This is a genomic window from Clostridium beijerinckii, from assembly GCF_018223745.1.
In the GTDB taxonomy this organism is placed as follows: Bacteria; Bacillota; Clostridia; order Clostridiales; family Clostridiaceae; genus Clostridium; species Clostridium beijerinckii.
Window position 1 is genome coordinate 1087196 of record NZ_CP073653.1, and the last position, 15243, is coordinate 1102438.

Annotated in this window: 10 protein-coding genes; 5 read left to right on the forward strand and 5 right to left on the reverse strand. The window is 28.7% G+C overall.

From position 1 onward, the window contains the following. Window positions 1–23 precede the first annotated feature (23 nt). Together KEC93_RS05065 and KEC93_RS05070 are read left to right on the forward strand one after the other, a co-directional pair. Window positions 24–737, forward strand: coding sequence for an LrgB family protein (locus tag KEC93_RS05065; protein WP_023975285.1), 714 nt, complete (start codon window positions 24–26; stop codon window positions 735–737). Window positions 738–1072: 335 nt separating this feature from the next. Beyond that, the gene (locus tag KEC93_RS05070) at window positions 1073–2209 is read left to right on the forward strand and encodes a hypothetical protein (protein ID WP_039773908.1); all 1137 of its coding nucleotides are present in this window, start codon (window positions 1073–1075) and stop codon (window positions 2207–2209) included. Between the two features lie 167 nt (window positions 2210–2376). Here KEC93_RS05070 and KEC93_RS05075 read toward each other — a convergent pair whose 3' ends face one another. The 5 genes from KEC93_RS05075 to KEC93_RS05095 all read right to left on the reverse strand — a co-directional run bounded on the left by KEC93_RS05075 (window position 2377) and on the right by KEC93_RS05095 (window position 7964). Continuing rightward, a complete protein-coding gene (locus KEC93_RS05075; RefSeq protein ID WP_077868369.1) occupies window positions 2377–3426 on the reverse strand; it encodes a galactose ABC transporter substrate-binding protein in 1050 nt (349 codons plus the stop codon). A 260-nt stretch (window positions 3427–3686) separates the two neighbouring features. Then, window positions 3687–4271 (reverse strand): flavin reductase family protein, encoded by a 585-nt coding sequence (locus KEC93_RS05080; RefSeq protein ID WP_017209861.1) that lies wholly within the window; start codon window positions 4269–4271, stop codon window positions 3687–3689. Window positions 4272–4376: 105 nt separating this feature from the next. Next, on the reverse strand, window positions 4377–5699 hold the full coding sequence (locus tag KEC93_RS05085) for a D-alanyl-D-alanine carboxypeptidase family protein (RefSeq protein WP_023975281.1): 1323 nt from the start codon (window positions 5697–5699) through the stop codon (window positions 4377–4379). Window positions 5700–5864: 165 nt separating this feature from the next. Then, entirely contained in the window at window positions 5865–6587 is a 723-nt protein-coding gene (locus tag KEC93_RS05090; protein ID WP_011968285.1) for a type 1 glutamine amidotransferase, read from the reverse strand. Between the two features lie 18 nt (window positions 6588–6605). Further along, a complete protein-coding gene (locus tag KEC93_RS05095; RefSeq protein ID WP_039773906.1) occupies window positions 6606–7964 on the reverse strand; it encodes a Mur ligase family protein in 1359 nt (452 codons plus the stop codon). 274 nt (window positions 7965–8238) lie between these two features. Between KEC93_RS05095 and zapA the strand changes: the two genes are divergently transcribed. The 3 genes from zapA (at window position 8239) to KEC93_RS05110 (ending at window position 15103) form a co-directional block, all read left to right on the forward strand. Further along, window positions 8239–10203: a cell division protein ZapA gene (gene zapA / locus KEC93_RS05100; protein ID WP_039773905.1), complete on the forward strand. Its 1965-nt coding sequence runs from the start codon at window positions 8239–8241 to the stop codon at window positions 10201–10203. Window positions 10204–10219: 16 nt separating this feature from the next. Beyond that, window positions 10220–12580 (forward strand): U32 family peptidase, encoded by a 2361-nt coding sequence (locus tag KEC93_RS05105; RefSeq protein WP_077868368.1) that lies wholly within the window; start codon window positions 10220–10222, stop codon window positions 12578–12580. Window positions 12581–12742: 162 nt separating this feature from the next. Beyond that, window positions 12743–15103 (forward strand): endonuclease MutS2, encoded by a 2361-nt coding sequence (locus KEC93_RS05110; protein ID WP_077868367.1) that lies wholly within the window; start codon window positions 12743–12745, stop codon window positions 15101–15103. Window positions 15104–15243: the final 140 nt, after the last annotated feature.

The window sequence follows — 15243 nt, forward strand, 5'->3', positions numbered from 1 at the left end:
GTGATAAGAAAAGAGGAGAATATATGCAAATATTAACGAACAATGTTTTATTTGGACTAGTACTTTCACTTGCGGCTTTTGAAGTTGGTATATTCATTAACAGAAATACAAGAATACCAATTTTAAATCCACTATTAATTGCAATAGGAATTATAATATGTTTTTTGTTTGCATTTCATATTGATTTTGATACATATAATAAAGGTGGTCAATTTATAAATATGTTTCTTGGACCATCAACTGTTGTACTTGCAGTACCTTTATATAAACAGCTGGATCTTTTGAAAAAGAATGCTAAGGCCATTTTAACAGGTATATTTGTTGGTAGCGCTATAGGGATAATTTCTATAATAGGAATATCTTATTTAGTTGGACTTAATTCAAGTGTAATAAAATCATTAGTTCCAAAATCAGTAACAACTCCTATAGGAATATCAATAAGCAGTCAATTAGGAGGAGTTGTTCCAATAACAGTCCTTGCAATTATAATCACAGGTATAGTTGGGGCTGTATTTGGACCGACTATATGTAAAATTTTTAAGATAAAAGATAAGGTTGCAGTTGGTGTATCTATAGGAACGGCATCTCATGCAGTTGGTACTAGTAAGGCTTTAGAGCTTGGGGAAGTAGAAGGGGCAATGAGTAGTCTATCAATTGGCATTGCAGGAATAATGACAGTGATGATTGCTCCGTTAGTATATAATTTAGCATTATACATATATCATATAATAAAGTAAAAGCTTAAAAAGACTATTAAAAGTTAGCAGTAAAAATAACGGGTTATTCTAAAGAAATTATTTAGAAATAATCCGTTATTTTCTTATAAGTGGCAATATATGAAGTGGAATAGGTAGATTATAAGGTAAATATAAGTATTAGAATTTACAAAAAATATATTTATACATGTATATTATAAATAATGGGACTATAAAAGAGGTTTAGTAATATTTACTTGTTGATTATAGGAAGAAAAGCAAATTATAATTATTTAAGATAGAGTAATTATGAATAATTTAAAAAATGATAGTTTATGATATTAAAAAATTAATGCTGGTGTAGGAGAAGATTAAATATGGCTCACGATGATGAAGTTCTTATAACTTATGGACTAGGGTATGCTTTTGAAAGAAGTAAATTGCTTATTATATCTGAAGTAGAGGAAAAAGTTGTATCTAAAAAAGAAGTAAATATTATGGAAGAAATAAATATAGTTAACAAATTTAAAGAAAAGTTAGATAGTAAATGTGCTTTGAAATTTCCTAAAAGCTACTTAACTAATGTGGAAGAAGCTTTAGAAGAAAAAGTATCAAAGACTATACCTATAATTACATCGATAAAAGCCAAAGATGTGGACAAGCAGAATCATCTTATGGATGAGTATGTAAAAAAGGATCTAAGCCAGATGAGGCTGAGAAAAGAAGGGTATATTCAAAAAGATTCAACTTTGATTAAAGAATATTTAGATAGTTGTAGTGAAAATACATACGCTAAGAATATTAAAGAAAAATCCTTGAAGTATAACAAAATGATTCTTAAGATAATTTTAACAAGTAGTTTTGGAGATGAATTTGGAGATTTTTTGAGTAAGCGAGGACAAGCTACTATTTTAGAAGAAATAGATAAAAATGTAGGGGAGCAGTTAGAGAATTTACTTAAGAAGGACTATTTAATAAAAAAGAAGTACAGTGAATTAGATTTCTTGAATATGTTATTGTTTCTTGAGGAATGGCAAAGGAAATATTTTAAATGGGATGGAAAGTATACGGATTTAATGTTTTCAATCAACAAGGATGGAAGAAAATACAAGGGGAGAAAAGACGAAATAAAAGATTCTGTTATTTCTTTCATTAAAGAGAAGAGGTATTTGTATCTTCCATTTGGGAAATATAATGATGATAATATTTTTATAAACTTAAGTGATGAAAGATATTGTAATATGAATGAAAATGATGAGAAGAGATCACAATATGTTATTTTAGAAAAAAAAGAAACCAATTTATATGAAATAGTATCCAATGAGTATAAAAAAATAGATTTAGAAGAAAATTCAGAACTAGGATATTTGCTTTGTTATGATAATGATACAGTTTATATTTCTTTTGTGGTATATGACAAGAAGCATGAAAAAGTAATTTGTAAATATAATAATAAATTTACTGCTTTTAAATCTAAAATGATTGAAGAATTAGAAAAACATTTTATATTATAAGTAAGTTCATAAAATTACATTAATTATTTACTTGGCGGACATAGGGATGAGCTGGGTTATTTTAATTTGTAAATTTACATATAATAAGGCTGCTTTAAATTAATTGGGTATATATATATCTTAATTACTTTAAAACAGCCTTATTAATTAATAGAATGTGTATAGTGTTATTTTTGAGGAGTATATTCTTGATAGGGCATTTGAATTGTAACTCCTGTTTCATCAAATTTATAATTTGTATTTTCAAGAGGATTTTTATTACTAACTAAGTTCATTCCTATGGAATAAAGGGCTTCAGCTGTTTGATTAGGATCCTGAAAAACAGTGCCTGTCATAACACCTTTATTAATTAGGTCTTTAGCTGCTGGTATTCCATCAATTCCGAAAACAGGTATATATTTTGATTTATCTTCTTTATTGTATCCGTATTTCTGTAATGCTTCAATTGCACCTATAGCCATGGCATCATTATTTGAAATTATTGCCTCGATTTTATCTCCATATCTCAAAAATAGTAATTCAGTAGAATCTTTGGCGCATATTTCATCCCAATAACAGAATTTAGATAAAATTTCTTGTGTTTTAATTCCAGCATCATTAATAGTTGATATAGAGTATGTGCTTCTTGCATTTGTTACAGTACTATTATTTGGACCTTTTAACATAAAATATTGTAATACGTTATCACCATTTCTATCCATAGTTTTTTTATCGGAATTCCATTCTTTAACAATTAGATTTCCTTGCAAAATCCCAGATTGATCAGCATTTGTTGATACAACAAGAGCTCTATTATAAGATTTGATGGGTTCAGTATCAAAAGGTACTGTATTAAATAGAATCACAGGAATATTTCTTTGTTTTGCTTTTCTAATAACTGATTCTACAGTATTTCTATCTAAGCTTACTAAATTTATTAATAAAAGATCGTAATCACTTTGGAGCGCTGAATCTAATAAAGCATTTTGTATACCTTGATTTCTTCTGCCATCCAAAAAAGTAAAGCTAATAGAATCTTTGCTTTTATTTTGAATTTCCTCAAGGCTATTTCTTACTAAAGATATATAAGGATCATCTAAAGCAAATAACAGTGTGGCTACCTTTACTGGCTTCTCTGGAAGAACTTGTGCATTTGCATATAAAGCAGTTTTAAGATTATAAGTAGGTATAATAGCTAATATAATTATGAACGATAGTATCTTTTTTAATATTTTCATTTCAATCCTCCATATGACAATTTCAAATTGTAAGATTTACTATTAGATTGTCTTTTAATATTAAATTTATTCTACATTGAAAATATATTATATAAACAAGAAAGCAGTTACATAGCGAAAGACATTGTAACTGCTTTAAATTTAAATATATATATTGCAAAATAATTATTCATCATAATTATAAAAATATCGCAAAAATTTTAGCTGAAATTATGAATTGTGAATTGCAACATATAAATATAAAAATAAATTGAGGATTATTATTTTTTATGTACTTTTTTTTTCTTTTTTACTGAATATCCAAATGTGCCCAATGGTTTAGCGTTTAGGCCATAATATTCACCATGGCTATAACAAATCAAGTTGGCTTTGTTAAAGCATATCTTACCATTTGAATCAATTAAGTCTTCGTCGACCTTTACGTTTGTTACTTCAAACAGGAATAGATCATGTGTACCTAGAGGCGTAATTGATTTTAACTTACATTCTAAAGCTATCGGCGATTTTTGCAATGAAGGTGTGGATATACTTTCACCTTTATTAAGTTGCAAACCAAAATGTTTAATTTTATCTTCTTTCTTTCCAGAGCGAACTCCACAATAATCAACGATCTTAACCATTTCTCTAGTCGGCAAATTAATAACGCATTCACCACTTTCTTTTATGTAATCATAAGATAATCTCTCAGGTCGTATTCCCATAGCTATTATAGGTTCTTTAGTGCAAACAGTACTTACCCAGCCAACCGTAAAAACATTAACTTTATCATCTTTGTTTTTTGATGTGACAAGTACTACAGGCGTGGGATTAAGCATAACACTGCCTTTAAAATTCAATTTATTCATGTTAATTACTCCTTAAATAAAAGCATCTTCAAATACCTAGGAAGAATACAACCTATTTTTGAAGATGCTTAAGATATATTATAGAAATTAAGTAAAGTTATTTAATTATCTTCTTCTTCTGTTAGAACGGCTATAGTAATTTTTATTCTTGCGTCTTGAATTAGATGCAGCATTTTTAATAAGAGCAATAAGAGTTACGATAATAGCCAAACCTACTAAAGTAGAAATGTAGATAATTAAATTATCTTTAATTATTGAACCTAGTGAAATATCAACTGAACCTGTAACTTCTTCAGAATGATTTCTTGTACTATAAGTAAGTTTAGTATTTTTATTGAATAGTAAACTCCATGCAGTAGAATCTGTTCCTTTATAAGTAATCTGAGATTCAGAATCGTTTATAGCATTTTTATAATAGTTCACATCTTGAGTCAATTTAATTGGAACAGAGATAGTTTTTGTAGGCCCAAATAATATAAATGGTTTATATTTTACATCAGCGGTTCCAACACTTTCACCATTTGATTTATAAACTTCTTTTTTAGCACCATAGCTATAATCCATAATAGCATCCATATCATTAAATTTTGTCATATCTGCATTATCAATTTGTCTACTTTTAAGAACAATACCAATTAACTGACGCCCATCTCTATCATAAACAGTCGCTAAACAACCGCCAGCTTCATTAGTTGTACCAGTTTTACCAGCAAGGTTACCATTTTTACCAAGTGTTAAGTTTCTATTTTCTAAAATTATTCTAGAATTTTTTAAATTTATAGGAGCTTTTTCAAGTTCCATTGTTTCTCTTTCCCAAGGATTTGCAAAAGCTGCCTTCATGATCATTGAAAGGTCATATGCTGTAGTGTAATGATTTGGATCATGAAGTCCATTAGGAGTAACAAAGTTACTATTATTAGCTCCAAGTTCTTTTGCTTTTTTATTCATTAATTCAGCAAATGATTTAACATCTCCGGAAATATTGTCTGCTATTACATATGCAGTATCATTACCAGAAAAAAGTAGTAAGCCCTTCATTATATCATCGGCAGTTACTTTGTCACCAGGCTGCATAGTATTATGCATATAATTTAAATTTAAAGAGTATTCAGGTTGTTCCTTTGCAGATTTAGTATATTCAAGCTGATCTGCTTTGTCTTTGCTTTCAGCTAATAATAAGCCAGTTAAAAGTTTTGTTGTACTAGCAGGATATCTCTTGCTGTCAGCATCCTTGCAATAAATTATCTCTCCTGTTTCTAAATCCATAGTTAAAGCAGCTTCAGCTTTAATGTTTGGTAAGTTCTCTGATGAAGTTTCAGTATTAGGTTTTGCAGAATTGCTTGCTGCATAACTTGCCATACTTAATGGACTAAATAAAGAAAGAGAAAGGGTTAATGCAAATGCTTTTAAAATTAAATTTTTTTTCAAGTCAAATCTCTCCACTTCTTTTAAACATATATAAAATAATAATCTTTTTTAACATGCCTTAAGTATAATAAAACATTTTAAGTATAACATTTATGTAATGCTATAACAATAAATGTTATGTAAAAAGTTACAAACAATATATGAGAATTTACAATTTTGTAATATTTACTTTAGTCTTTGTATTATAGAATTTTTTGCTTTTAATTCGAAATTATCATTCAAGTTTTCTAATTTTACATCTTCTCCGTATTTGTTCTTCAAAGCTAATGTTAGAAGCCTATCTGCAAATTCTGGATTTTTTGAAAGAAAAGAGCCATGAAAATACGAACCAAATGTATTTTTATAGATACATCCTTCATATCCATCTTCACCATTATTGCCATATCCGTGAATGCATTTTCCAAGGGGAGTATGGTCATTTATATATGTTCTACCAGAATGATTTTCAAATCCAACATAAGTTTCATTAAATTCTTCGTTAAATATTTCTGTATTTCCAATAAATCTAGTATCCCCGCCTTCGGTATATAGATTTAAAATACCAAGTCCATCTATTTTTTCTCCATTTGGAGCAGTGTAGTATTTACCTAATAATTGATATCCGCCGCATATAGCTAGCATAACTTTGCCATCTTCAATATAACTTGTTAAAGCATCTTTCTTTATCTCATTTAAATCATTAGAGACTATAGACTGTTCATAGTCTTGGCCACCACCGAAGAAGATGATGTCCACATTGTCTTTATCTATGTTTTCACCTATTGAAGTATTTATTATATCTACATCAATTCCTCTAAGGGCTGCTCTATGTTTTAAAATGAGTACATTACCTACGTCACCATATACATTTAGTAAATCCGGATATAAATGACAAATAGTTAATTCCATAATAGTATTCTCCTTATCTTACCAAAGTTTTTTTATATAACCTTTTGAATGAAGATATTTTCTATAATTAATCATTGCAGTATAAGTTGCTAATATATATATTTTTTTAGATGCAGATTCCTTAATTTTATCTGTAAGCTCTTCATAATCTTCTTTTAAAATAAATTTATCTACATTTAATCCAGCAACCTTTAATCTTACTGCCATATCATACATTCTAATTCCTGATACAAAAATATCTTCTATTTTTAAACTAGATATTTTTTCGAAGTCTACATCCCAAATCCAAGAGACATCACGTCCGTCAGCGTAATTATCATTTAACATGAAAACTGCTGAAAATTCACTCGTATTAAGAGCAAGGGTGTCTAAAGCTTGGTTATATCCAGCTGGATTTTTTACTAATATAATTTGTACATCTTTATTATCAATAGATATTTGCTCTTGTCTGCCAAAGCTTGAACTTTGATTTTGAAGAGAAGCTTTAATTACTGAGTCTTCTATTCCAAGTTCTTTTGAAATGGCAAATGCACATAAGGCGTTGTAAATATTATAAGCACCTGATTGGCTTATGAAAACTTCAGTGTCATTAATTAATACAGAAGAGTTTTCAGGTGTTAAATCAAAAATTTTATTTACAGCATAAGCAAGTTCAGAACGCTTGTAACCACATTCAGGACAGTAAAAATCGCCTAAGTGATTATAAGTAACTAGATTATATGAATAAGGTGCCTTACAGAACTTACAGAACTTTGCATCAGCATTTATTTCCAATGTAGTATCTTCTTTAATAGGTGTATTAAAACCATAATATACTACTGGATTTTTTATATCTAACTTTCCGAGTAAAGATTCATCACCATTCAAAACTAGTTTTGACTCAGGAACTTTAGTCACACCTTCTAAAATTTTAACTAGAGTTGTATAAACCTCTCCATATCTATCTAGCTGATCCCTAAATAAATTAGTTACAGTTATTATTTCAGGGGTTATATGTTCTGTAATGAATTTTACATTAGCCTCATCAACTTCTATTACCGCATAAGGATTTTCTTTTTTCTTAAAAAAAGAATAGTTGGAAACAAAACAAGCTACGATACCTGGGTATAAATTGGCTCCAGTGCTATTTGTTATAACGTGTAATTTATTTTCCTTTAGGATATTATAAATCATGCTTGTAGTTGTTGTTTTTCCGTTAGTTCCAGTAACTAGAATCACCTTGTATCCATTACTAACATGTTTTAAGATTGATTTATCAATTTTTAAAGCTATCTTACCAGGAAAATTACTTCCACCTTTTACAATGTGTTTTGCAGAAAACGCAGTAATTTTTGATAGTAATATGCTTAAAATAGATTTAATATTAATTTCACTCACCGCCCAATTCTAGTTATATATAAGAATGATTAACACAATAAAGTAATATTAATCATTTTTATACAATTAAACAATAAAATAATCAAAATAAGTATAGCATAAAATTTAAGAAGTACGAAAACTTTTTTAGCAATTGAATAGATATAGGTTGTTTTTCGTAAATTTAAAGAAAAAGTGCAAGAATTCAAGGTTCAGTTAACCTAACATAATTGTTTTATTAGTGAATATACCATATAATTAGAAGTAATAAAGAATTTTACGAGGTGCTATTATTATGATTAGGGTAACAGTTAATATAAATGGTATGAATTATAACTTAAAAGGGGAAAAAGACGAAAAATATTTGCTTGGGGTAGCAAATTTTGTTGATACAAGAATTAAAGAAATTCTGTCTAAGAAAGCTAGTTTTAGTACAACAGATGCTTCTGTTTTAGCGGCGGTGAATATAGCTGATGAACTTTACGAGTGTGATTTAGAATTAGATAAAGCAATTAAAATAAAAGAAGCCATTAGTGGTGAAAATTCTTCGTTAAAGAAGAAAGTAGACGAGCTTAGCTTGCAATTAGAAAATATAAATAGAGAAAAATCAGAACTTCAAAATAATTTTCAGAAGAAAGAAGAAGAACTACATGGGAAATATAATAATGTAGAAGTAAAATTTAGTTCATTAAGTGATGAAATTAATAAACTGAAAATTGAAAATGAAAAGCTGAAAAAAGAAAATAAATTAATAACTGATGAGAATAAGAGAAATAAGAATAGTAATGAAGCCTTAACAAAAGATATTTCCGACTATAAAGAGAAGAGCAAGATTCTTTATAAGAAGATAGATGAGGCCAAAAACAAAGAGCATAGATTAGATAAGCAAGTGCAACAAGCTAATGAACAAGTAAGTAGTTTAACTAGCGAACTTACTAAAGTTAGCAAAGAAAAAGATATGGTGACTGAACAACTAAACGAAATGACTGCTGTAAATTTTGAGTTAGATAAGCAAATAAAAGAACTTACTCAAACTAAGTTAAATTTAGAAAATAAGATGCTTCTATTACAAGAAAAGAATATCTCGCTAGAAGCTGATTATAATAATGTGTGTAAGGAATTAAAAAAAGCAAGCGAAAACTTAAAATATGAAATTAGTAATAAAGAGGTTATAAACAAAGAATATACCTCATGTAAAGCAAATTTAGAAAAATTAAATGAGGAGCATCATAAATGTGCTAAAGAACTTGCGGAGTATAAGGAAAAGTTAGAAAATCAAATTACGACTAATAATGCAATAACTTCTAAAGCTAGAGAAGAAAAAGAAATACTAAAAAATAAAATTACAGAATTGTTACTAAGTGAAGAAGAATTAAATAAAAAAATTAAAAAATTACTTGAAAGAGAGCAGGAATTAAATGATAGTTTAAAACTTGAAAAAGATAATGCTGTTAAATTAACAAAAGAAATTCAAGATAATAATATGGAAAAAGCTGATCTTAATAAACAGCTTAATGATCTATTTGAAGAATCAGAAAAAGAGATTACGGAATGTAAGCAAAAATTGAGCAAGCTGAATAAAGAAAATGAAGGGTTAGTAAGTCAAATTGATTTATTAAATGAAGAAAAGGATACTTTAGTAAGCGAAATTAATAAATTAAATAAAAAACAAGATATTTTAAATAATGAAATTAAAAATATCAATGATACTAACGATAAATTATCACAAGAAATAGAGAATTCTGATAGAGAAAAAGAAAGATTAGAAGGGGAATTAAAAATAACAAGAAATGATAATGAAAAGCTAAAAGGTGAACTTAAAGAAGTTCATGAAGAAAAAGAAGTAGAAGTTAACATTAAGGTAAAAGAGATTGAGGAAGTAAGCAATACATTAGAGTGTAAAGAAAATGACTTAAGAAGAATTAAAGAAGAATTAGCAAGTAGAGAGAGAGCTTTAGCTAGATTAGAAAAGGAATTGGAAGATAAAGAAGGGATTTTCCTAAAATTAAAAAGAGAAATAGAAGCTAAGGAAAAAGATTTGAATACAAGTAAGGTATCAATAGATGATTTACAAGGAAAGATGTCAACACTAGCTAAAGAAAAAGAAGAATTAGCTAATGAAAATGATAAACTTAATCAAGAAGCAAGAACTTTTCACAATAGGTTATTTGAGCTACAAGCAGAAATAATAAACAAAGAAATAGAAATTGCAAGAGCTAAAAAAGAACAAGTAGGTCCTATTGTAAAAAAGAAAAGATAATCAATGAAGGAGAAATATGAATAAGATAGAATTACTGGCTCCAGCAGGAAGCATGGAGAGTTTAATTGCTGCTATAAATAATGGAGCAGATGCAATATATCTTGGTGGAAATAAATTTTCAGCTAGAGCTTATGCATCAAATTTTGATAATGAAACAATGATGAAGGCTGTTGATTATGCTCATAGCTATAATGTAAAAGTATATGTAACTATAAATACAATTTTAAAACAAAGTGAATTAAAGGAAGCTTTAAAATATGCAGGATACCTTTATGAAATTGGAGTAGATGCAATAATAATACAAGATTTAGGGCTAGTAAAATTAATAAGAGATGTGTATCCTGATTTTGAACTTCATGCATCTACACAAATGACAATTCATAATGCAGAGGGAGCCTTATATTTTAGAGAAAAAGGAATGCAGAGAATAGTTTTATCTAGAGAGCTTACAGTAGATGAAATTAAGTATATTTCAAAAGACTTAGGAATTGAGACAGAAATATTTGTGCATGGTGCTTTGTGTGTATGTTATTCAGGACAGTGCTTAATGAGTTCTATGATTGGCGGAAGAAGCGGAAATAGAGGAAGGTGTGCACAACCTTGTAGAATGCAGTATACCTTAAAGGGTGAAAATTTTGGAGAAAGAAAGGCTTATCTTTTAAGTCCTAAGGATACATGTTTTATTGATGATATGGACGCCATTATAAAGAGTGGAACTTCGTCATTAAAAGTTGAAGGAAGAATGAAAAAGCCAGAATATGTTGCTGGAGTTACAAGGAATTATAGAAAAGCTATTGATAAGGTATTAGTAAATACAAAGTTTGATTTACAAAGGGGAAGACAAGAATTAGCACAGCTATTTAATAGAGAAGGTTTTGCTAAAGCATATCTATATAAAAATGTAGGAAAAGATATGATGAGTTATAATTACCCTAAAAATACTGGTGTATATATAGGTCAGGTGTCTAACAGTGGAGAAGTTAAACTAGAATCAAGTGTATCTTTGGGTGATGGTATAAGGTTTAATGACGATGGATTTACTTTAAGTAAAATTTTAAATAATAATAATGAAGTTAAGGAAGCTTTTAAGGGTGAAACAGTAAAATTATTTCCAACTGGGGGATACAAAAAAGGTTATAAGCTATATAAGATGTCTGATAAAAAACTTTATGATGAGTTAAATGATGATTTAAAACCTTATAAAAGGAAGATAAATTTAACTGGAGAGATTGAATTTAAAGTTAATGCACCTCTTTGTATTAAAGCAAAATACAATAAAAAAGAATATAGAGTTTATGGAGAAATGGTTGAAGAAGCAACGAATAAACCATTAACAAGAGAAAGAGTAGAGGAAGCCTTAAGAAAATCAGGAGAAATTCCATATAAATTTGATAAGATAATTTTTGATGTTTTTGACGATGGATTTATAAGAATTTCATCTATAAATAATCTAAGAAGAGAATTATTTGAAAAGATTTTAAAAGAAGAAATAAGTTCATATAGAAGGAAAAGAACAGAAGGAACTATTAAAGAATATAATGCAAAATGTCAGGAAAACTTAGGCTATATTTATAGTTGTATTACAAAAGATCAACTAAAGGCACTACTTGAGGATGATAAGGCTCAAAATATAGCGTTAGATATATTTTTCAGCAGGCAAAAACATGCGTTGAATAAAAATGATTTAAAGAATTTATATGAAACTTCAAAAGATAAAAATATATATTTAAAAGTTCCAAGTATTATTAAGCAGGAATTTAATAGCATAGTAAAGATAATAGATGAACTAAAATCTTATATAAAGGGAATAATTACATCTAATGCTGGAATAATAAAAATCTATAAAGATAAACTATTTATAATAGGAGATTATAAGTTAAATATATTTAATAAAGAAGCGGCTGGATTTTATGCGCAAGACGTTGACATTCCATTCTTAAGTCTTGAACTAAATCGAAAAGAAATAAAAGAATTAATGAAGCACACTAACTGCAACATGGGAATAAATATTTATGGAAAAACTGAGCTTATGATTAGTGAATATTGTCCTATGGGAAGTACTTTTGGCAATAAGTCATCTAAAAAAGAATGTAGTGGTGTGTGTATGAAGGACAACTTTAAGTTAATAGATAGAATGAACGAAAGTTTTACTGTTTTGGGTGATAATAGCTGTAGAAGTTATATTTTAAATTCAATATCTACAAATTTAATTGATGAAATGGAAGAACTTAAGTCTTTTAATATTTCAAATTTTAGAGTAGACTTTAAAGATGAAAGTTATGATGAAGTAAAAGATGTTTTAAATCAAATTACTCGTAAAGCAAAAAATGAAAATAATAAATATACTAAGGGCCACTATAAACGTGGAGTAGAATAATACCAAGGAATAGTTGACGGTTTGTAATTGATAATTAAGGTGAAAATTACTTTGAAACTTATTAGAAAGAGAGTATTTTAAGTTTTATAAGTATAAAGTTTTAGTTATCTCTTATATGCTGTCAATTATTGATTGATCGATTGATTGTTAGGATGTGGGATAATGAATGAAAGATCTCTAAGAATTTTAGAGTTTAATAAGATAAAAGAAAAAATTAAAAAATATGCAAGAACAAATGCTGCTAAAGTAAAAGTTGAGGCTCTTGAGCCTTATGATAATTTATATGAAATAAATAATAAGTTAGAAGAGACAAACGAGGCTCTTGAAATCTTAATATCAAAGGGGAATCCACCACTTGAAGGATTAGCTGATATACATGAAGGTATAGAAAGAGCTAAAAAGGGAGGAACCTTATCACCAGGACAATTATTAAAAGTTGGTGGAATGCTTAAAGCTACGAGAAATATGAAGGAATTCTTTAAAAGAGAAGAAGTTGAAAAGTCATATCCAAAACTTGAAGACTTAGCTTACATATTAGCTCCAGTAAAAGCATTAGAAGACGAAATAGAAAGAGCTATAGTATCAGAGGATGAAATTAGTGATAAAGCTAGCCAAACTCTTTATAATATCAGACGAAGCTTAAAAGAAAAGAATTCTTCAGTTAGGGAAAAAATAAGTTCTATTGTTAGAAGTAATTCAAAATACTTACAGGATGATTTATATACTATGAGAGGCGATAGATATGTGCTTCCTGTAAAATCAGAATATAAAAGTCAAGTTCCAGGACTTGTACACGATCAAAGTTCAACTGGAGCAACTTTTTTTATAGAGCCTATGAGTCTAGTAAATTTAAACAATGAAATAAGAGAGTTGTTTTTAAAAGAAAAAGCTGAAATAGAGAGGATACTTTCTGATCTTTCATTGAAAGTTAAAATTAATGGAGATTCATGTTTAAGTAACCTAAAGGTACTTGTTGAGTTTGACTTTATATTTGCAAAAGGAAGATATGCATCTGCATTAAATGCTGTAAAGCCTATAGTTAGAGAAGATGGAGCATTTAGCATATTCTCTGGAAGGCATCCATTAATAGAAAGCGATAAAGTTGTGCCATCAGATATATATCTAGGGGAAGAATTTCAAACCTTGATGATAACAGGACCAAATACCGGCGGTAAGACAGTTACAATAAAAACTGTTGGTTTGCTTCATATTATGGGATTAAGCGGATTATTAATTCCTGCTAGAGATAACTCATCTATAGCCTTCTTTAAAGAAATATTTGCAGATATAGGTGATGAACAAAGTATTGAACAAAGCTTGTCTACTTTCTCATCTCATATGACTAATATAGTTAATATCATGAAGCATGTAGATGACAAGTCTTTAGCTTTATTTGATGAGCTTGGTGCAGGTACAGATCCAGCAGAAGGAGCAGCTCTTGCAGTATCAATATTAGAAACTTTAAGAAATAGAGGCGCAAAGCTAATCGCAACAACTCACTATAGTGAACTTAAAGCTTATGCATTAAAAACAGATGGTGTAGAAAATGCTTCTGTTGAATTTGATATAGAAACCTTGAGGCCAACTTATAGATTATTAATTGGTGTTCCAGGTAAATCAAATGCCTTTGAGATTTCTAAGAGATTAGGACTTGTAGAAGGTGTCATTAAACGCGCAAAAGAATATATGTCCGAGGAAAATCTTCAATTTGAAAATCTAATCAGGGAACTTCAAGAAAAAAGTATAATAGCTAAAAAAGAAGCAAGGGAAGCTAAGATACTTAGAGATCAAGCAGAAGATCTTAAAAAGAAGTATGAAGAAAAGCTTGAAAAATTAGAAAATACTAGGGAAAAAGCTTATATGGATGCTAGACGTGAGGCTAAAGAGATAATTGCAAATGCTAAAGATGAAGCTGATGATATTTTAAAAGCTATGAGAGAGCTTGAAAAGCTTGGAATAGCAGGTGGCGGAAGGCAAAGACTTGAAGAAGAGAGGAAGAAACTTAAAGATAGTTTAGAAGAAAGAGAAAAAGGAATTCACAAGATGAAGGAAAATGAGGGGGAATCTATAACTAATGTAACTCTTGGAATGGAAGCTTACCTGCCTTCATTAAATCAAAAAGTAATTATTGTTTCTATGCCAGATAACAGAGGCGAAGTTCAAGTTGAAGCTGGAATAATGAAAGTAAATGTTAAGCTTAAAGATTTAAGAAAAACTCAAGTTACCAAAGAAGAAAAAGTAAGAAGAAAAAGAGAAGTAAAGCTTAATCTAAGTAATGTAGAATCTAGAGTAGACTTAAGGGGATTAGATGCAGAAGAAGCGTGCTACAAAGCAGATAAATATTTAGATGATGCATATATGGCTAATTTAGGGGAAGTAACAATAGTTCATGGTAAAGGAACTGGAGTACTTCGTAAAGCAATAAATGATATGCTTAAGAGACATCCACATGTAAAATCATATAGGCTAGGTGCATATGGTGAAGGTGGAGACGGAGTTACTATGGTAGAACTTAAGGGGTAGTTATTTTTTTCATATACCTAATATTTTTACTTATTTAAGTTAAAAATATCATTAAAATTATTGTTAGTAAGAATATTATACAAATATTAATGTATAATTAAGTAAAGCTATAATTAAATTTCTCTTAAGTTTTTGTTTTA